The following is an 18,805-nucleotide window of genomic DNA, read 5'->3' as shown; positions in this document are numbered from 1 at the left end:
AGGACGCGCACAGCGACCCCACAAGATAGCCACAAGCCCCGTCAAGAGCATGGCCCGCATGACGAGTGCCCTCACCGTGCCCGGACCGACCACAGTGGACCCCACGGGCTCGGCGCCACCGGCCGGGAGACCCCGCTGGGTCCGGCCCGCGGTGGCGGTACTCCTGCTCGCCACGGCCGCCCTGTACCTCACGGATGTCGCGATTTCCGGCTGGGGCAACGACTTCTACGCCATGGCCGTGCAGGCCGGCACCGAGAGCTGGAAGGCGTGGTTCTTCGGCTCGCTCGATCCGGGCAACGTGGTCACGGTCGACAAACCACCGTTTTCGCTGTGGGTGATGGGACTTTCCGGACGGATCTTCGGCTTCTCCAGCTGGAGCATGCTGGTACCCGACGCGCTCGCGGGCGTCGCGTCCGTCGGCCTGCTGTACCTCGCCGTGCGCCGGCTCTCCGGCCCCGGCGCCGGCCTCCTCGCAGGCGCCGCGCTCGCGCTGACGCCCGTCGCCGCCCTGATGTTCCGCTTCGACAACCCCGACGCGTTCCTCGTGCTGCTGCTCGTGGCCGGCGGCTACTGCCTGGTACGCGCGCTCGAACAGGCGAGCACGAAGTGGCTGCTGCTCGCGGGCGTCGCGATCGGGTTCGGGTTCCTCGACAAGATGCTGCAGGCGTTCCTGGTGCTGCCGGCGTTCGTGCTCGCCTACGCCGTGGCCGCGCCGACGCCGCTCGGCCGGCGCGTGTGGCAGCTGCTCGCCGCGGCGGGCGCGGTGCTGGTGTCGGCCGGCTGGTGGGTGCTCGCCGTCGCGCTGTGGCCCGCGGCCGACCGGCCCTACATCAGCGGCTCCACGAACAACAGTGTGCTCGAGCTGGCCTTCGGCTACAACGGCCTGGGCCGGATCTTCGGGCAGGGCCACGGCGGCGCCGGGGCCGGAGGTGCGAGGCCCGAGTTGCCGGCCGGCCTCGACCTGCCCGAGCGAGCCGGTGGCGGCGGGTTCCGCGGCTTCGGCGGCGGCACCGGCCTCACGCGGCTGTTCACCGAGCAGTTCGGCGGCGAAGCGTCGTGGCTGCTGCCCGCCGCGTTGATCGGGCTCGTCGCCGGCCTGTGGTTCACCCGCCGCGCCCCGCGCACCGACCGCACGCGCGCCGCGCTGCTGCTGTGGGGCGGCTGGACGGTGGTCAGCGTGGTGGTCTTCAGCTACATGAGCGGCATCATCCACCCGTACTACACGGTGGCGCTCGCGCCCGGCATCGCCGCGACGATCGCCATCGCCGCCTGCGAGCTGTGGCGCGGCCGGGCGAACTTCGGGCCGCGCGCGGTGCTCGCCCTGATGCTCGCGACCACGGCCGTGTGGGCGTTCGTCCTGCTCCAGCGCACCCCCGAGTGGCAGCCGTGGCTGCGCTACGCCGTGCTCGCGCTGGGCGCGATCGGCTCGGCGGCGGTGCTCTTCGGCGCGGATTCGCTGCGGCGCGCGGGCCCCGGCGTGGCGATCCTCGGCCTCGTGGCGGCGCTGCTCGGCACGGCGTCGTTCACCGTCGCCACGGCCGCGACCGCCCACACCGGCGGCCAGCCGTCTTCAGGCCCGGCCCGAGCGGCCGGCCAACGCGGCGGCTCCCGCGGTGGATTCGGGGGCGGGTTCGGGGGTGGGTTCGGCGGCTTCGGCGCGCCCACCGCGTCCACAGTGGATCTTGATCGACTTCTCCAGGCGAGCACCACCAAGTGGGCCGCCGCGCAGACCGGCGCCATGCAGTCGGCCGGGCTCGCGCTCAGCAGCGGCAAGCCCGTGATGGCCATCGGCGGCTTCAGCGGCAGCGACCCGGCGCCCACGCTCGCGCAGTTCGAGCACTACGTGAGCGCCGGCCAGGTGCACTACTTCATCGGCAGCACGCGCGGCGGCCGCGGCGGGTTCGGTGGGTTCGGCGGCAGCCGCGGCACCGCCGGCCAGATCACCACGTGGGTCCAGCAGCACTTCCCGGCGATGACCGTCGGCGGCACCACCGTCTACGACCTCACGCGAAAGTAACGCCCGCGTTCGCTCCACAGAGGACGAAGCACGGCAGCGCGGCGGGAACGCGACCGGCGAGCCACGCCGCGAGCGGGACCGCCGCGGCCGGCTCCACGGCCAAGCGGAACTCGGCCCACAGCCGGTCGCGCGCGGCCAGCAGTTCGGCGTCGCTGACCAGCACCGACGTGACGTTCGGGGCGGTCAGGATCCGGAAGGGCACTTCGCCCACCCGGGTCGCGCCGAGCGCCGACGCGGCCACCGAGTCGAGCGTCACGTCCACCGGCTGCCCGGCTTCGAGCGCGGCGTTCAGCGCCCGGCACCGCTCGGGCTCCACGGCGAACACGCGTCGGCGGTTCGCGGCCAGCGCGGTGCCGGCCGCGAGCCCGCCGCCGCCGACGGCGACCACCACGGCGTCGACGTCCGGGTCGTCCGCCACGATCTCGGCCGTGACGGTGCCCTGGCCCGCGATCACGTCGGGGTCGTCGTAGGCCGGCAGGTACCGCGTGCCGGGCTCGTCGCCGACGGCCAGCGCCGCGGCCGCCGCCTCGGCGTAGGTCGCGCCGTGGCGGATCAGCTTCGCGCCCGCCGCCTCGATCCCGGCGGCCTTCGCGGCGGGCACGGTCTCGGGCACGTACACGACCGCGGGCACGCCGAGGGCCTGCGCGGCCGTCGCCACGCCGAGGCCGTGGTTGCCGCCCGACGCCGTGACGACGCGGCGCGGCGTGGGCCCGGCGAGCAGCGCGTTGACGGCGCCGCGCAGCTTGAACGAGCCACTGCGTTGCAGCTGTTCGAGCTTGAGCACCACGGGCCGACCGTCGATTTCGGTCCGTAGCTGCGGCGTCCTCCGAACGTGTGGCCGGATGCGATTGGCGGCCGCGGCCACGTCGGCGGGTGTCGGGGTACGCGGTGGTGTGCTCATATCGTCCATCTTCGTCCTGGGACACGCGGTCTTGAAGCGTTGTCGGGATCTTGTGCCAGTCGCTAAGCTCTCGCGCGGAAGAGCCAGGGGCCGGCCACCCTCGTCCGTCACGGTACGGGCCTCACTGTGCGTGTCGAGATCTCTGCCCGGTCCCCCTTCCTGTTGTCAGCCGTTCGATCTAAAGCTCCTTTGTGTACAGATGTCCGTGTACAGATCTCCGCCGGCGGTGGCCGTGAGCGGAGGAACGGGAAGGTGACGCCGATGCGCCACGGCAGGGCCCGGCCCCGGTGGGCCGGTGCGCGGGTGCTGTCCAGACTCGGCATCCGCGGCAAGCTCAACCTGTTGCTCCTGCCGCCGCTGGCCGCCGTGCTCATGGTGTCCGTGCCGTTCGTGGTCAAGCAGGCCGGCAGCGTCACCTCGGCCGACGACACCGTGCGGGCCGCGTGGCAGACGCAGGTGCTCAGCGGTCTCGTGTGGCAGCTGCAGCGCGAAGGCGTGCTCGCCGCGGCCTTCGTGGCTTCGCCCTCGACCACCGACGCCGACCTCGTGCACCAGCAGCAGGCGGTGGACGCGACCGTCGGCCAGGTGCGGGTGAAGCTCGGCGCCGACGCACCGGCCGAGCTGAAAACGGCGCTCGCCCGGGTCGGCTCGCTCGGCGACGAGCGGCAGAACACCTTGCGCCGCAGCATTTCCGCCGAACGCATCGCGCGCACGTACGACTCCGTAGTGAGCGCCGTGATCGACGGCCTGCACCTCGTGCCGCGCACCACTGCCGACAACGAAGGCGCCCGCGATCTCTCCGCGCTCGAAGCGCTGCTGCGGTCCGACGAGGAGGAGTCGCTGCGCGTCACCGCGCTGGTCGTGGCGGCCCAGTCGCGCTCGTCCGGACAGTCCCTCCTGGACGAAACGACCCAGCGCGCGCAGGTGCACGCCGACCGCTTCACCCAGCTCGCCGGCCACGACCAGGCCGCGCTCGTGGCCGGCGTCGACTCCGGCCCCGCCGCGCGTCGCGTCGACCAGCTCGCCGCGCAGTTGCCCGAGCCGGACAGCCGGCCCGAGCCGTATGTGCACGACGTGGTGGCCGCCGCGCAGCAGCAAGCCGACGAACGCCGCGCCGCGCAGGACCGCGTGACCAGCGAGATCAACACCGCGGCCGGCGACCGCGCGGCCGCCGCGACCCGGCTGGCCTGGCTCGTCGGTGGTGGCGCGGCCGTCCTCTTCGGACTCGTGGCGCTGCTCGCGCTGGCCGTGAGCCGCTCGATCGCCGAGCCGCTGCGGCGGCTCACCTCGGCCGCCACGTCGGTGGCCGACCTCGCCGACGCCGAGCTCGTGCGCGTCGGCGACACCGAGGCCGACGACGACCAAGCGCCCCGGCTGGCGACCATCGACGTCGCCTCCGACGACGAGCTGGGCGAGCTCGCCACCGCGTTCAACCGGGTCCAGACCACTGCCGCCGCGCTGGTCGAACGCCAGACGCTGACCCGGCGCAACACCAGCCTCATGTTCGCGAACGTCGCCAAGCGCACGCAGAACCTCGTCGGCCGCCAGCTCGCGCTCGTCGACGAGCTCGAACGCCACGAGCAGGACTCGCGCGCCCTCGCCGGGCTCTACCGGCTCGACCACCTGTCCGCGCGCCTGCGCCGCACGGCCGACAACCTGCTGGTGATCTCAGGGACCCACGACGACAACCCGATCTCCGGCCCGATCCAGCTGTCCACGGCGGTGCGCGCCGCGCTCGCCGAGATCGAGGACTTCCCGCGCGTGCGGCTCGGTGAGCTGCCCGACGTGCAGCTGTCGTCTTCGCTCGGTGCGGACCTCGTTCGGTTGTTCGCCGAACTGCTGGAGAACGCGACGTCGTTTTCCGCGCCGACCACGTCGGTCGAGGTCGAGACGGAGTTCCGGGAAGACGGCGACCTGGTCGTGGTGATCGTCGACCACGGCATCGGCATGGCCGAGGCGATGCTGGCGCGAGAGAACCGGCGGCTGCTCGACCGCGAACGCCTGGAGCTGGCGCCCACGAGCGTGCTCGGCCTGTTCGTGGCCGGCCGGCTCGCGCGCCGGCACGGGCTGGGGGTCGAGCTCACGCCGACGCCGGACACGGGCGGAGTCACCGCGCGCGTCACGGTGCCGTGCGGGCAGTTCGACCGCCGGGACGAGCCGGCCGCCGAGCCGTCGATGGCTCTGGCGGCGGATCGGGCGCCGGCGGCCGAGGCCGCGGACCTGTTCGACACCGCGCGCGTGCCCGAACCCCTGCCGGCGCCGGCGATCGCGGCTTTGGCCACGGCGTCGCTGGGGTTCACGTGGTTCCGCGACCCGGAGCCGGAATCCCCGTCATCGGAACGTCCTTCGGCCGAACCTCCAGCAGATCCTCAGTCAGATCCTCAGTCAGATCCTCAGTGGCCCGACGCCGAGCCCGACGAGCTCACGTTCGACGGCGACGACCTCGCCACGGCGCTGTCCGCCGACCCGCCGGAACCCGAGCCCGAGCCGGAACCCGAGCCCGAGCCGGAACCCGAGCCGGAACCCGAGCCCGAACCGGAGCCAGTGGCGGCCGAACCGGTCCACCACGTGCCGGCCCAGCAGACGGTGGAAACCGCCGTCGCCCGCGCGAAGGAGCTGGCGGCCCGGCTCGAACGCGGCCTCGCCACGCAGCGGTTCGCGCCCGTCGACCAGGAGCTCGCCCGTCGCGTCCCCGGTGCTCAGCTGGCCCCCGGGCTGAAGGCGCAGCAGACGATCCGCACGCCGCTGCGGGCCGTGCGCCGCGGGCTGCGTGACCCGGCCGCCGAACGGGCAGTCTTCGATTCGTACTCCGACGGCGTGGCCAAGGCAGACGCGTCGCGGGCCACCGCCACCGCCGGCACCAACGCAGGAGGAGAGACATGACGATCCCGGAAGTCAGTGCCGAGGCGCAGAACTTCAACTGGCTGGTCAACCGCTTCGCACTCCACACCGCCGGCGCGATCGCCGCGCTCGCGGTGTCGTCCGACGGCCTGCTGATCGCCATGTCCCAGGAACTCGAACGCGCCAACGCCGACCGGCTGGCCGCCATCTCGTCCGCGATGCTCGGCCTCGCGCAGGGTGTGGCCGACAGCCACCCGCTGGGTTCGCCGGACAAGGTGATCGTGGAGCTCGAGCGCGGGTACCTGCTGGTCTGCACCATCAGCGTCGGCTGCTCGCTCGGCGTGCTGGCCAACAAGCAGGCCAGCCTGGGCACGATCGCGTACGAGATGGCGATGTTCGCCAACCGGGCCACCGAGGTGCTCACGCCGGGGCTCATCGAAGAGCTCAAACAAGCGGTCGGCAGCTAGGGGCCGGGCCGGCTCCGCTACACTGGACCACGGACCCCGCGCGGCGTCCACCCTGTGAACCTCCCCAGGGCCGGAAGGCAGCAAGGATAAGCAGGCTCTGGCGGGTGCGCGGGGTCCCCTTTCTTTTTCGGGACCTCTCCGGCCGGCTCAGAACACCCTGAGCACGTCCTCCGGCGGCACCGGCGACGCGACGGGATCGGCGTCCCACACCGGCAGCGCCTTCCCCCTCAGCTTGCGCAGCTCGTCCCCTGCCACACAGCGCGCCGGGTACGGCGAAGAGGCCGCCTTGCGCGTGAGGACGTCGACCGGCAGCGGCTCACGCGAAGCGGCCACCACCACGTTGCCGAAGCGCCGCCCGCGCAGCACCCCGGGGTCGGCCAGCAGCAGCACGTGCGGGAACACCTCGCCCACCGTCGCCAGGAACCGGCGCACGAACGCCAGACCGGGGCCGTCGGTCACGTTCGCCAGCACCACACCGTCGCCGCGCAGCACCCGCGCCACGTCGCTCACGAACTCGACCGTGGCCAGCCCGCCGGCGAACGACGCCCGCTCGAACGCGTCCACCACCACCAGATCGGCCGACGCGTCGTACCGCGACGCCACGCCCTCGCGGCCACCTTCGATCCGCACCTTCAACCGCGCGACGCTGCGCAGGTCGAGCTGCTCGCGCACCAGCTCGATCATCGGCCCGTCGGCGTCGAACACCAGCTGCCGCGAGCCGGGCCGCGTGGCCGCCACGTAGCGGGGCAGCGTGCAGCCGGCGCCGCCCACGTGCAGCGCGTCCAGTGGCCCCTCGCGCAGGCAGTCGACCACGTCCCCGAGCCGGCGCACGTAGTCGAACTCGAGGTTCGTCGGATCGTCGAGGTCGACGTACGACTGCGCCACCCCGTCGACCGACACGAGCCACGCGTTGGCCCGATCGGCGTCGGCGAGCAGCTCGGCCGTACCGAACCGCACCGGGTACTTCCCCGGCCGCGGCCCGCCCTTGTCCCGGCTGCGGGCAGAACGGCTCACGGGGTTCCTCTCTTCGGACGAGTCGGTTCGAGCGTACTGGGGCGATTTCGTGAACAGGTGAAACGCCTTCGGGTCTCCGCCGATAAGGGGTCGGAAGATCCTTTGTCGAAGTGGGGGAAAGTCGTTGAACGGGACAAGACTGCTCGTCGCCGGTGCCGTGCTGGCACTCGGGCTGGGCGTCGCCACGCCGGCGAACGCCGACGTGCTGAGCGACCGCGCGCAGGCCGTGGCCTTGTACGAGACCGGCGGTCCGACGATGACGAGCGAGGCCGGCGAGGCGCTGCTCGGCACCGCCGACGAGCTGCACGCGTTCCTCACCACCGGCCGGCAGAACGCGCAGGACAACGACGAACGGCTCCTCCTCGACCAGGCGATCGCCGCCGGCGGTCCGATCGTGAAGCGCGACGGGCAGAAGGCGCTCGACGGCACCCCGGACGACGTGCGCGCCTACCTCGCCACCGGGATCCAGGTCTCGCGGGAGATCGACGAGGACCTGCTGGTCAACCAGGCCATGTCCGCCGGCGGCCCCGGCGTGAAGCGGGCGGCGCAGGTCGCGCTCGACGGCACCCCGGCCGACCGGCACGAGTTCCTGCAGCACGGGCTGGCCGCGGCGCAGGCCGACGACGATCGCGTGCGCGCCACGCAGGTCATGTCCGCCGGCGGGCCCGAGGTCAAGGCGGCGGGGCAGGCGGCGCTGGGCGGCACGATCGAGGACGTCCGCTACTTCCTGAACCTGTGGAACAAGGTCGCCGCGGCCGGCGACACCGAGATCGCGGCCGTGACGCACCAGCGCGACCTCGCGGTGAAGGCCGCGGCGTTCCGGTTCAAGGCCCAGGCGCAGGCCGCGGCCGACGCGGCGGCCAAGCTCGCGGCCGACGCGCGCAAGGCGAACACCGACCGGCTGAACACGCAGCTCGCCGCCGGCCAGCAGGCGGGGCAGGCCGCGTCCGCTGCCGACGGGAAGGCCCAGGCCGACGCCCAGGCGAAGGCCGACGCCGCCGCGAAGCTCGTGGCGGAGAAGGACCGGCAGCTCGCCGAGGCCGCCGCGTCCGGCACCGACCCGGCGCTCGCGCTGACCGACGGCCGCTCGGCCGCGCTGTACCTGCTGCGCAACGCCGGCCCCGCCGTGCGCACCGCCGCGCGTGCGGCGCTGAGCGGCACGGACGAGAACGTGACCACGTTCGTCCGCACCGGTCTCGACACCGCGCAGGAGGCCGACGACCGTGCGGCCGTTTCGGCGATCGCGACCGGCGACGGCAAGCCCGCGCTGAAGCAGGCCGCGGCCGACGCGCTGGCCGGCACCTGGGCTCAGGTCAAGGAGTTCCTGCGGACCAAGCAGTACCCGGGCAAGAACACCGACGAGCGCGTGGCCGTGGACCAGATCCTGGCCGCGGGCGGTCCCGCGACCAAGGAGTGGGCGCAGAAGGCGCTCGACGGCACGCCCGCGGACATCACCGCGTTCCTCGAGAAGGGCCAGTACCAGGCGAAGGAGATCGACAACCGCATCTTCATCGGTCGGGCCATGTCGGCCCCCGGCGCCGAAGAGGTCAACGCGGTCGCGCAGGGCGCGCTCGACGGCCCGGACTCGGCGCTGGGCGCGTTCCTGGCGAACGAGGTGCCGCGCGCGCAGCAGCGTGACGCCGTGACCGCCGCCCACGTGGCCAAGGTGAACGCGCTGGTCGCGGACGCGGCGAAGGCCGCCGCCTCTGTGCGCTGACCAAGCCCGGCGAAGGTTGTCGGTCGGTGCCGGTACTCTCGCGGAGTGGCTCTCGCGCTGTACCGCAAGTACCGTCCGGCGACCTTCGCCGAGGTCGTCGGCCAAGAGCATGTGACCGAACCGCTGCGGACCGCGCTCGCGGCGGGCCGCATCAACCACGCGTACCTGTTCTCAGGGCCGCGCGGCTGCGGCAAGACCTCGAGCGCGCGCATCATGGCGCGGTCGCTCAACTGCGTCGAAGGTCCGACGCCGGACCCGTGCGGCAAGTGCAACTCGTGTCGCGCGCTGGCGCCCGAGGGGCCGGGCAGCGTCGACGTGACGGAGCTCGACGCCGCCAGCCACGGTGGTGTCGACGACGCCCGTGAGCTGCGGGACAAGGCTTTCTACGCGCCCGCCGAATCGCGCTACCGCGTGTTCATCATCGACGAGGCGCACATGGTCACCACGCAGGGCTTCAACGCCCTGCTGAAGATCGTGGAAGAGCCGCCCGAGCACCTGATCTTCATCTTCGCCACGACCGAGCCGGAAAAGGTGCTCACCACCATCCGCTCGCGCACGCACCACTACCCGTTCCGGCTGATCCCGCCGAGCTCGATGCGCGCGCTGCTGGAGCGCAACGTCGCGGCCGAGGGCGCACAGGTCGAGCCCGCCGTGTACCCGCTGGTGATCCGCGCGGGCGGCGGTTCGGCGCGCGACACGCAGTCGGTGCTCGACCAGCTGCTCGCCGGCGCGGGACCCGAGGGCATCACGTACCCGCGCGCGGTGTCCCTGCTGGGGGTCACCGACGTCGCGCTGATCGACGACATGGTCGACGCGCTGTCGGCCGAAGACGCGGCCACGGTGTTCGGCACCGTCGAGAAGCTCGCCGACGCGGGCCACGACCCGCGCCGCTTCGCCACCGACCTGCTCGACCGCCTGCGTGACCTCGTGCTGATGCGGTCCGTGCCCGAAGCCGGTGAGCGCGGCCTGGTGTCGGCGCCCGCCGAAGAACTCGGCCGGATGAGCGCGCAGGCCGAACGCATCGGTCTCGGCACGCTGTCGCGCTACGCCGACATCGTCCACAACGGACTCCTCGAGATGCGGGGCGCCACGTCGCCGCGGCTCGTGCTCGAACTGCTCTGCGCGCGGATGCTGCTGCCTTCGGTCACGGACGCGGAAAAGGCGCTGCTGGCCCGGATCGAGCGGCTCGAACGCCGCGCTGTCGTCGCCGGTGGCGGCGGCGAAGCCGGGGTCGAGCCGCCGGTGCGACCGGCCGCGGTGGAGTTCCAACGGCCGTCCCAGCGACCCGCCTCAGCGCCTGCTGCTCCGGTTGACGCGCCACCGGCTCGCGCTCAGGCGCCCGCCGCTCCGACGCGGCCCGCCGCGCAAGCACCGGCGCCCCCGCGTCCGGCGGAAGAATCAAGCCCGGCTCCCGCGACGCCGCCCCCGGCCGACGACGGCTGGGGTACCCCGCGAACTCCCGGTGGCGCTCCCGCCGCTGCTGCCCCTGCTTCGACGCCTGCACCGGCCGCTGCCGCCGCTCCCGTGCCCGCCGCCGAACCGGCCGCTGCGCCTGAGCCGGAGGCCGCTGTCGCCGCACCGTCGGCCCCGGCCGCCGGTGGTTTCGACGCCGCCGGCATCCGCAACGCCTGGCCGCAACTGCTCGCCGCGCTGCGCAAGTTCTCCGGCGGCCGCAGCCTCGAAGCCATGCTCACGCAGGCGACCGTCGCCGAGGTGGAAGGCACGAGCGTCACGCTCACCCACAAGTCCGAGCCGCTCGCCCGCCGCCTGTCCGACCACGACAACGCCCGCAAGATCGCCGGCGCCCTGTCCGACGTGCTGGGTGGCGAGTGGCAGGTCCGCTGCGTCCACGGTGCCGTCGGAGCCGCTGGTGCTTCCGGTGCCGCGGCGCCGTCCCGCGCGGCCGCACCCCAGCGTCAGCAGGCCGCGCCCACGGCGGAGCGGTCGTTCACGCGCCCGTCGGCCGGCGCCGCGGCTGCCGCACCGGCGCAACAGCCCGCCGCCGCGGAACCCCCGCGCGCCCCGGAGCCCGCGCGGACGCCGGAACCGCCTGCGCGGCCGAAGGTCGCCACGAGCGAGCCCGACATCCCGCTCCCGCCGGAGCCGTCGGACGAGGACGACGACATCTACTCGGAGGACTCCAGCCCCGTGCCGCCTCCGCCGCCGCCGTCCCCGGACGAAGACCCGGACGAGATCGCCCGCAAGCTGATCTCCGACCACCTGGGCGCGCGTCCGCTCGACTGAACCCCGCCTCGGCGCCGGTCAGCTCAAGTACGCCTCGATCGCTGACGCGATGGCGGCCGCGTACTTCGCGCGCCCCGCGGCCGAGGACATCAGCGCGGCCTCCGCGGAGTTGCGCATGTTGCCGCACTCCACGAGCACCGTCGGCCGCGTCGACAGGTTCAGCCCGCCGAGGTCGGAGCGCGCGGACAGACCCGCGCTGCCGATGTAGGTGGACGTGGTGAAGCCGTCGGCGCGAAGTCCGTCGCGCACCGTGCGCGCGAGCTTGGTCGACGGCGCGCCCTGCGCGGCGTTCAACGGCGGCGACGAGTACGCGACGTGGAAGCCGTGCGCGCCCGCCGAGGTGGAGCCGTCGGCGTGGATGGACACCACCGCGTCGGCGTTCGCGTCGTTGCCGATCTCCGCGCGGCGGTCGACGCACGGGCCCACGCCGGTGTCGTTCGTGCGGGTGTAGACGACCTTGATTCCCTTGGCGGCCAACGCGGCGCCGACTTCCTGCGCCACCGCGAAGTTGAAGGCGTGCTCGCTGTAGCCCGCGTTGGTGGCGGTGCCGGTGGTGTTGCACGGCTTCATCTGCCCGCGCCCGGCGGGCACGCTGCGGTTGATGTCCTTCGGGTGCGAAGCGTTGCCGCCGTTGTGGCCCGGGTCCAGCACCACGACCTTGCCGGTGACCGCCGGTTCGCTCGAGGACGACGGCGGTGGCGGGGTCGACGACGACGTGGTCGGGACCGGGGCCGAGGACGTGGTCACCGGAGCCGACGAAGCCGGGGACTGGGCCACCGGCGAAGGGGCCGCCGCCGGGGTTCCGCCGCCACCGGAACACGCCGTGAGCAGCACGAGGCCGGCCAGCAGCGGAAGAGGGTTCACGCGCACGGCGCCCACCGTGCCACAGGCGTGCGCGGGGCGCCCGGGCAGACGCGGCTACGCTGGGGAGGAACACCCAGTGGCGGAAGGATCGAGAGCGATCATGGTGCAACCCGGCGGCGGCGGCTTCGATCTGTCGCAGATCATGCAGCAGGCGCAGCAGATGCAGCAGCAGCTCGTGCAGGCGCAGGAGGAGCTCGCGAACACCGAGGTCACGGGCACCGCGGGCGGCGGCCTCGTCACCGCGACGGTGTCCGGCGACAGCCAGCTCAAGAACCTCGTGATCGACCCCACGGTGGTCGACCCGGACGACGTCGAGACCCTGGCGGACCTCGTGGTCGCCGCGGTGCGCGACGCTTCGGCCAACGCGCAGAAGCTCACCGAGCAGAAGCTCGGCCCCCTGGCCGGCGGCCTCGGCGGCGGCGGTGGGATGCCGGACCTCGGCAGCCTCGGGTTCGGCGGCTGACCCTTGTACGAGGGTGTGGTCCAGGACCTGATCGACGAGCTCGGGCGGCTGCCCGGGGTCGGGCCGAAGAGCGCCCAGCGCATCGCTTTCCACCTCCTGGCAACGGATCCCGCCGACATCGGGCGCCTGCAGGACGTGCTCGGCAAGGTGAAGGAAGGCGTGCAGTTCTGCGAGATCTGCGGCAACGTCTCCGAGCAGCAGACCTGCCGCATCTGCCGGGACGAGCGCCGCGACCTCACGGTGATCTGCGTGGTCGAGGAGCCCAAGGACGTGCTCGCCGTGGAGCGCACGCGCGAGTTCAAGGGCCGCTACCACGTGCTGGGCGGCGCGCTCGACCCGTTGTCGGGCATCGGTCCGGAGCAGTTGCGCATGCGTGAGCTGCTCAAGCGCATCGGTGCGGCGGACATCAAGGAAATCATCATCGCCACGGACCCCAACACCGAGGGCGAAGCCACGGCCACGTACCTGGTCCGCATGCTGCGCGACTTCCCGGGCCTGTCCGTGACGCGGCTGGCCTCGGGCCTGCCGATGGGCGGCGACCTGGAGTTCGCGGACGAGCTCACGCTCGGCCGGGCTCTGTCCGGCCGGCGGGTTCTGTAACGAGCAACCGAACCGGCCCCTTCACCCGATCGAGGTGAAGGGGCCGTTTTCGTCGGTCCCGAAACGTGCGAAGGGCGCCTTCCCGGAATCAGGTTCCGGGAAGGCGCCCCTCATCGAGCGCGGTGGGGCCGCTCAGCAGTAGCCGAGCTGCGCCAGCGTGTCCACGATGATGTCGGACGGGTGGTACTTGTCCATCCAGGACTCACCGCGGCGGTTCTGGTACGTGTCCAGGAAGTTCTGCAGCTTGTCGCCGCGCATCTCGGTGAGAACCACGGTTTCGCCCAGGTGCTGCGGGGTTTCCGTGCGCTCGCGGTGCACCGCGCAGGGCAGGCCGAGGTAGTAGCACTCGGCGGACAGGCCGCCGGAGTCGGTGACCACATACTCGGCGCGCGCCACCAGCGGCAGGAACTTCAGGTAACGCATCTTGGGCTGGGCGATGAACTTGTCGTCGAACAGGTTGTCCAGGCCCAGCGAGCGGATCTTCTCGCGCTCGGGCGCGCCGGCCATGTACAGGATCGGCATCTTGCGGCTCTGCTCGCGCAGGATCTCCAGCACCTCGCGGTACTTGTCCGCGCGCGACACGAGCTCGAAGCGGTGCAGCGTGGCCAGGCCGAACTTCTCCGGCAGGTTCGGCACGTCCAGCGGCTGGCCGATCGCCAGGCGCATCGCGTCGATCGCGGTGTTGGCCTCGGTGTCCACGACCACGCCGCGCGCGTGGCGCAGGTTGTTCACCTCACGCGCGCTCGGCGCGAAGTGCATGTCCACGATCTTCGCCGCGATCTTGCGGTTCAGCTCTTCCGGCAGCGGCGACAGGATGCTGCCCGACCGCGCGCCCGCCTCGACGTGCCCCACGCGCGACTTCAGGATGCGCTTGCCGATCAGCGAGCCGTACGGCGTGGTGAACGTGTCGCCGTGCACCAGCACGAGCGGCGGCCGGCCGTCCTCGTTCAGCGCGGCGCGCAGCTCGGCCCGGCGGCTCCACGCGGTGCGCAGCACCTGCGCCGCCCAGCCCGGCACCTGCGCCGGCGACTCCAGGTTGTGGGCCTTGTCCTGCGGCACGAGCCAGACGTCGGGCTCCGGCAGCTTGAGGTCCGACAGCACGTCGGCCACCTCGTCCACGTGCTGCGCGGTGAACCAGATCTTCGGCCGCATGCCGCGCTCGGCGATCCCGTGGTAGACCGGCGCGATCTTGATCAGTTCCGCGGTGGTGCCGAGAATGAAGGAAATCACCGTAAGGCCCATTTCTGGTCGGTTTGCGGTGCCCGAAGGATACTGGGCACGTCCGGCCCGACCGCACAGGGTAGCCTCGCCCCGTGAGTGCGAACCCGCTCCTCCCCTCGCTCAGCGTCGTGATTCCGGTCTACAACGAGCAGGACTGGATCGAACGCAGCGTCGGCGCACTGGTCACGGCCGCGGAGGCCGCGGGCTGGCCGGCGGAGATCGTCGTGGTCGACGACGGCAGCACCGACGCGACCCCCGAGAAGCTGGCCGCGCTGCAGCGGCGCCACGGCATCACCGTGCTGGCCCAGCCCAACAGCGGCCGCTTCGAAGCCCGCCGTGCCGGGCTCGCCAAGGCCTCCGGGCAGCAGGTCCTGCTGGTCGACAGCCGCGTGATCGTGGACGAGACCGCGCTCGTGTTCCTGCGCGACCAGCTCTTGGCGCACCCCGAGCGCACGGTCTGGAACGGCCACATCAACGTGGACTCCGAGCACAATCCGTACGCGGGCTTCCTCGCCGGCATGGTGAAGATTCCGTGGCGGCGCTACTGCGCGAATCCGCGACTGATGTCGTTCGGGATCGACGAATTCGACGTGTTTCCCAAGGGCACCGGATTCTTTTCCGCACCACGTGAAGTTCTGGAGAACGCGAGCGCCGCATTCGAATCGCTGTTCGACGATTCCCGCTTCGCGAGCGACGACACGGGCGTGCTGCGCTGGATCGCCGAGCGCCACCGCATCTTCCTCGCACCGGAGCTCTCCGCGACCTACCACGGGCGCGACTCCTTCAAGAAGTTCACCGCGCAGTCCTACTTCCGGGGTACCACGTTCGTGGACTCCTACCTCGCCTCACCGGGCCCGGCCCGCAACGGCCTCTTCGCCGCGTTCGCCGTCGGTGTCCTCGGTCTGGGCCTGGCCGCGCGCCGCCCGAAGACGGCCGTGGCACTGGCCGCCGCCGGCTCGGCCGCCGCGGGTGCCGCGGTCACGCGCTTCGGCGCCACGAAGTCCGAAGCGCGCGCGGTCGCGCTGCTCGCCCCGGTTTTCGGCGCCGGCTTCGGTGCCGGTGCCGTTCGCGGTCTGGTCCTGGCCCTGCGCTCGCGCCGCCGGGCCGGCCGATGAGCACGCCGGTGACCGCGGACAGCGAGCCTTCACTCGCTCGGGAAACGGGCAAGTCGGCGGGCAAGATCGGCATCTCCCTGCTGGTCGCCATCGCCTTGGGCTACGTCTTCTCCTTCCTGACGCCGCGGCTGCTCGGTCCGATCGACAACGCGGTGTTCGCCTCGTTCTGGGGCATCCTGATGGGGCTCGGCGGTGCGCTTTCGCCGCTGGAGCAGGAGCTTTCACGCCAGTCCGCGGTCGCTTCGATGGACGGTGGCCGGGTCGGCAAGCCCGCGTTGCGCGCGCTCACCGTCGGCGCGGTGGCGATCGCGGTCGTGGCCGCGGTGACCATCGCGGTACCGGTGCTCAACCAGCGGCTCTACTCCGGGCACCTGGAGCTCGGCGTGATCGCGCTGTGCGGCGGGATCGCGTTCGCCTGCCAGTTCGCCACTCGTGGCCTCCTGGTCGGGCACAACCGCATCCGGCCCTACTCCTGGCTGGTCGTCGCCGAGGCCGCGCTGCGCGCCGTCCTGTTGGGACTCGTCGTGGTCGCCGGCCTCACCGGCGTGGTGTCCTTCGCGATCGCCGCGGCGGTCGGGTCGTTCGCGTGGTTGCTGTTCCTGCGCCCGGCACGCCGGCTCGTGGACCCGAACCTCGAGGGCGAGGGCTGGCGCCCGGTCACCTCGCGAATCCTCCTGCTGCTGCTGGGCGCGGGCCTCACGGCGAGCGTGATCACCGGCTATCCGGCCCTGGTCAACGTGCTCGCGCCCGGGGGCGACGCCACGCGCGTGGGCGTGCTGTTCGCGACCCTGCAGGTTTCCCGGGTTCCGCTGCTGCTGCTCACGCCGCTGCAGGCGCTCGCGGTGCCCACGGTCGTGCGGCTCTCCGGTTCGACCGACGGCAGACACCGCCTGCGCCGGTTGCTCGCGCTCGGCACGGTGGGCACGCTCGTCGTCGGCGTGGTGGGCGCGCTGGTCGGTCTGCTGATCGGGCCGTGGCTGGTGAAGCTGCTCTTCGGCGCGAACTACGCATCGGCCGAGGGCTGGTGGGTCGCGGGCATGGTGTGGGGTGCCGTGCTGCTCACCGCGTTGCAGCTGATGACCGCGGTCCTCGTCGCCAGGACGCAGGCGAACAAGGTGCTCGTCACCTGGGCCGTGGTCGCCGTTTCGACGGCGTTGGTGCTGGTGTTGCTGCCGGGTGACACGATCCTGCGGGCAGTGGTCGGGCTGGCGGTCGGGCCGACGGTGGGTCTCGTGGTCGCGGCGGCGTTCGTTTTGCGGCGACCGGGCAACGTTCGGGCCACCCCGGGCGTCTGAGTACTGTGCAGGCGAGCTCAGGCCGGCGGTGTCGTCGGTGTGAAGAGCCGGTAAGGGTTGGACAGCGAATCCGATGAACGTAGTACTGATTTTGCTCGCCTTCTGGGTGCCCGGGCTGGTGTTCGGCACCGCCATCGGGCTGCGCGGCTGGACGCTCGCCGCGGCGGGTCCGCTGCTGACCTTCGGCATCGTCGCGCTCGGCGTGCCGGTGCTGGGTGACCTGGGCATCCGCTGGAACCTGCTCGACGTGGCACTGTGGACGGTGCTGCTGGCGCTCGTCGGCTTCGCGATCGGCTTCGGCGTGCGCCGCTTCACCGCGCGCCGCCACCCGGAGCGCGAGCCCGAGGAGAAGCCGGCGCGCTCGGTGCGCGACCACGTGCTGATCGGCCTCGGCGTGTTCGTCGGCATGGCCGTGGGCACGGTCACGTTCCTCCGCGGCACCAACGGCATCGACCGGGTGCAGCAGGGCTGGGACGCGCCGTTCCACGCGAACCTGGTGCGCTGGATCGCCGAACACGGCGACGCGCGGCCGTCCACTGTGGGCACGATCGCCAACCTGCCCAACCAGACGAACTACTTCTACCCCGACACTTACCACGCGCTGCTCGCGCTGGTGTTCGACAAGGCCGGGCTCACGATGATGCCCACGCTGAACCTCGCGGTGCTCGCCGTGATCCTCAGCGTGCCGCTCGGTGTCGCCGCGATGTGCCGGGCCTGGAACATGCCGCCGCTGGGCATCGCCGCCGCCGCGGCCGTGACCACGTGGTTCACCGCGTTCCCGTACGACTCGCTGTGGCGCGGCCCGTTGTGGCCGTACGTGGCCGGTGTCGCGATGATCCCGGCGATGCTGGCGATCGCCAAGCTGCTGCTGAAGCCCATGGGCATCGCCGGCCCGGTGGCGATCGGTGTCGGCGTGGCGGGGCTCACCGGCCTGCACACGAGCATCGTGTTCGTGATCGCCGTCTACTTCATCCTGATCCTCCTCGCGGTGCTGTTCCGCTGGGAGAAGATCGACTGGCGCCGCTCCGGCCCCTCGCTCATCGCCACCGTGGTGCTCGCCGCGGTGCTGGGCGTGCCGCTCGTGCTGCCTTCGCTCTACAACGCCGGCGGCGTGACCAGCGCCACCTGGGCCTCGGAGGCCACGGTGAGCGGCGGTCTCGGCGAGACCATCACGTTCTCCCCGATGGCCGCCTTCCCGCAGTGGTGGATCGGCATCCCGGCCATCATCGGCATCTTCCTCATGGTGCGCCACCGCCGGATGATGTGGATGGTCGGCGCGTACATCGTGTTCGGCGGGCTGTTCGCGGCCACCGTGTCGCTCGAGACGCCGCTGATCCACACGATCACCGGCATCTTCTACAACGACCACTGGCGCATCGCGGCCCTCGTGCCGCTGGCCGGCTCCGTGGCCTTCGGTGAGTTCACGCACACCGCTTCGGGCTGGTTCGCCCGCAAGGTCGGCTCGCGGGTGAAGCTGCAGCCGGCCACGCTCGGCCTGATCGGCGCCGTGCTCATCGCCCTCGTGGTGGGCGGGCTGAGCCGCGGTGGGTACATCGGGCGCAACACCGCGCGCCTGGAGATCAACTACAGCGACGGCCCCACCGTGTCGAAGGCCGAGGAAGCCGCCTACCAGTGGCTGGGCCAGCACACCTCGCCCGGCGAGCGCGTGATGAACGACAAGGCCGACGGATCCGTGTGGATGTACGCGCTCGCCGGCGTCACCCCGGTGGAGTGGACCTTCTACGGCGCCGACGTGGACACCGAGGCCGGCTACCTGTCCGTGTGGCTCGACGACATCGACAAGTACCCGCAGGTGCGCAAGGACCTCACCGACCTGCACGTGCGCTACGTCATCGTGGGCAAGGGCAAGGCGACGCCCACGGCCGAGGCCTCGGTCGGGGTCGCGGACATCGTCGCCGGTCCGGACTTCCACGAGGTGTTCCACAACGACGGCGCCACGATCTACCAGATCGAAGGCCAGCAGGGTGTCGTCGCCGCCGGTGCCTCTCCCGGGTCCGCCGACCCTCACGGTCAGTGAGAAGTTAG

The 18,805-nt window shown here is 72.3% G+C and carries 14 protein-coding genes and 1 other RNA gene; 11 read left to right on the top strand and 4 right to left on the bottom strand.

Translation table 11 applies throughout. The features are described from left to right. The first annotated feature begins 58 nt into the window (after positions 1 to 58). Positions 59 to 2,017 carry a glycosyltransferase family 39 protein gene (locus tag VSH64_RS34300; protein ID WP_326566895.1) on the top strand — a complete coding sequence of 653 codons (1,959 nt, stop codon included), beginning with the start codon at positions 59 to 61 and terminating at the stop codon, positions 2,015 to 2,017. Here the strand turns inward: VSH64_RS34300 and VSH64_RS34295 are convergent. Beyond that, a complete protein-coding gene (locus tag VSH64_RS34295; RefSeq protein ID WP_326566894.1) occupies positions 2,004 to 2,918 on the bottom strand; it encodes a serine/threonine dehydratase in 915 nt (304 codons plus the stop codon). The two genes, VSH64_RS34300 and VSH64_RS34295, sit on opposite strands and share 14 nt — an antisense overlap. Before the next feature lie 261 nt (positions 2,919 to 3,179). Here VSH64_RS34295 and VSH64_RS34290 point away from each other — a divergent pair, with 261 nt between their 5' ends. The 3 genes from VSH64_RS34290 to ffs all read left to right on the top strand — a co-directional run bounded on the left by VSH64_RS34290 (position 3,180) and on the right by ffs (position 6,349). Next, a complete protein-coding gene (locus tag VSH64_RS34290; protein WP_326566893.1) occupies positions 3,180 to 5,801 on the top strand; it encodes a sensor histidine kinase in 2,622 nt (873 codons plus the stop codon). Beyond that, on the top strand, positions 5,798 to 6,226 hold the full coding sequence (locus VSH64_RS34285) for a roadblock/LC7 domain-containing protein (protein WP_326566892.1): 429 nt from the start codon (positions 5,798 to 5,800) through the stop codon (positions 6,224 to 6,226). The genes VSH64_RS34290 and VSH64_RS34285 overlap by 4 nt, the downstream gene beginning before the upstream one ends. A gap of 28 nt (positions 6,227 to 6,254) precedes the next feature. Continuing rightward, positions 6,255 to 6,349, top strand: an RNA gene (gene ffs / locus VSH64_RS34280) — signal recognition particle sRNA small type. A 24-nt stretch (positions 6,350 to 6,373) separates the two neighbouring features. Here ffs and VSH64_RS34275 read toward each other — a convergent pair. Continuing rightward, the gene (locus VSH64_RS34275; protein WP_326566891.1) at positions 6,374 to 7,240 is read right to left on the bottom strand and encodes a spermidine synthase; all 867 of its coding nucleotides are present in this window, start codon (positions 7,238 to 7,240) and stop codon (positions 6,374 to 6,376) included. A 124-nt stretch (positions 7,241 to 7,364) separates the two neighbouring features. Here VSH64_RS34275 and VSH64_RS34270 point away from each other — a divergent pair, with 124 nt between their 5' ends. Both VSH64_RS34270 and VSH64_RS34265 read left to right on the top strand, forming a co-directional pair. Beyond that, positions 7,365 to 8,957, top strand: a complete 1,593-nt coding sequence (locus VSH64_RS34270) for an ALF repeat-containing protein (protein WP_326566890.1) — start codon at positions 7,365 to 7,367, stop codon at positions 8,955 to 8,957. Positions 8,958 to 9,002: 45 nt separating this feature from the next. Beyond that, positions 9,003 to 11,201 carry a DNA polymerase III subunit gamma and tau gene (locus VSH64_RS34265; protein ID WP_326566889.1) on the top strand — a complete coding sequence of 733 codons (2,199 nt, stop codon included), beginning with the start codon at positions 9,003 to 9,005 and terminating at the stop codon, positions 11,199 to 11,201. An 18-nt stretch (positions 11,202 to 11,219) separates the two neighbouring features. Here the strand turns inward: VSH64_RS34265 and VSH64_RS34260 are convergent, their stop codons facing one another. Beyond that, positions 11,220 to 12,080, bottom strand: coding sequence for an N-acetylmuramoyl-L-alanine amidase (locus VSH64_RS34260; RefSeq protein ID WP_326566888.1), 861 nt, complete (start codon positions 12,078 to 12,080; stop codon positions 11,220 to 11,222). A gap of 85 nt (positions 12,081 to 12,165) precedes the next feature. Here VSH64_RS34260 and VSH64_RS34255 point away from each other — a divergent pair, with 85 nt between their 5' ends. Both VSH64_RS34255 and recR read left to right on the top strand, forming a co-directional pair. Next, positions 12,166 to 12,528 (top strand): YbaB/EbfC family nucleoid-associated protein, encoded by a 363-nt coding sequence (locus VSH64_RS34255; protein WP_326566887.1) that lies wholly within the window; start codon positions 12,166 to 12,168, stop codon positions 12,526 to 12,528. Positions 12,529 to 12,531: 3 nt separating this feature from the next. Next, on the top strand, positions 12,532 to 13,128 hold the full coding sequence (gene recR, locus VSH64_RS34250) for a recombination mediator RecR (RefSeq protein WP_326566886.1): 597 nt from the start codon (positions 12,532 to 12,534) through the stop codon (positions 13,126 to 13,128). A 132-nt stretch (positions 13,129 to 13,260) separates the two neighbouring features. Here recR and VSH64_RS34245 read toward each other — a convergent pair whose 3' ends face one another. Continuing rightward, complete coding sequence (locus VSH64_RS34245) at positions 13,261 to 14,370, bottom strand: UDP-N-acetylglucosamine 2-epimerase (protein WP_326566885.1); 1,110 nt, start codon at positions 14,368 to 14,370, stop codon at positions 13,261 to 13,263. Positions 14,371 to 14,441: 71 nt separating this feature from the next. Here VSH64_RS34245 and VSH64_RS34240 point away from each other — a divergent pair, with 71 nt between their 5' ends. From VSH64_RS34240 to VSH64_RS34230, 3 genes are all read left to right on the top strand, one after another. Continuing rightward, on the top strand, positions 14,442 to 15,464 hold the full coding sequence (locus VSH64_RS34240; RefSeq protein ID WP_326566884.1) for a glycosyltransferase family 2 protein: 1,023 nt from the start codon (positions 14,442 to 14,444) through the stop codon (positions 15,462 to 15,464). Then, positions 15,461 to 16,759 carry a hypothetical protein gene (locus VSH64_RS34235; RefSeq protein WP_407655579.1) on the top strand — a complete coding sequence of 433 codons (1,299 nt, stop codon included), beginning with the start codon at positions 15,461 to 15,463 and terminating at the stop codon, positions 16,757 to 16,759. The genes VSH64_RS34240 and VSH64_RS34235 overlap by 4 nt, the downstream gene beginning before the upstream one ends. Positions 16,760 to 16,832: 73 nt before the next feature. After that, a complete protein-coding gene (locus tag VSH64_RS34230; RefSeq protein ID WP_326566882.1) occupies positions 16,833 to 18,797 on the top strand; it encodes a DUF6541 family protein in 1,965 nt (654 codons plus the stop codon). The last annotated feature ends 8 nt before the right edge of the window (positions 18,798 to 18,805 follow it).

Origin of the sequence: Amycolatopsis rhabdoformis (assembly GCF_035918295.1) — a bacterium.
Classification (GTDB): Bacteria; Actinomycetota; Actinomycetes; order Mycobacteriales; family Pseudonocardiaceae; genus Amycolatopsis; species Amycolatopsis rhabdoformis.
This window is presented reverse-complemented; position numbering and strand designations above follow the sequence as displayed.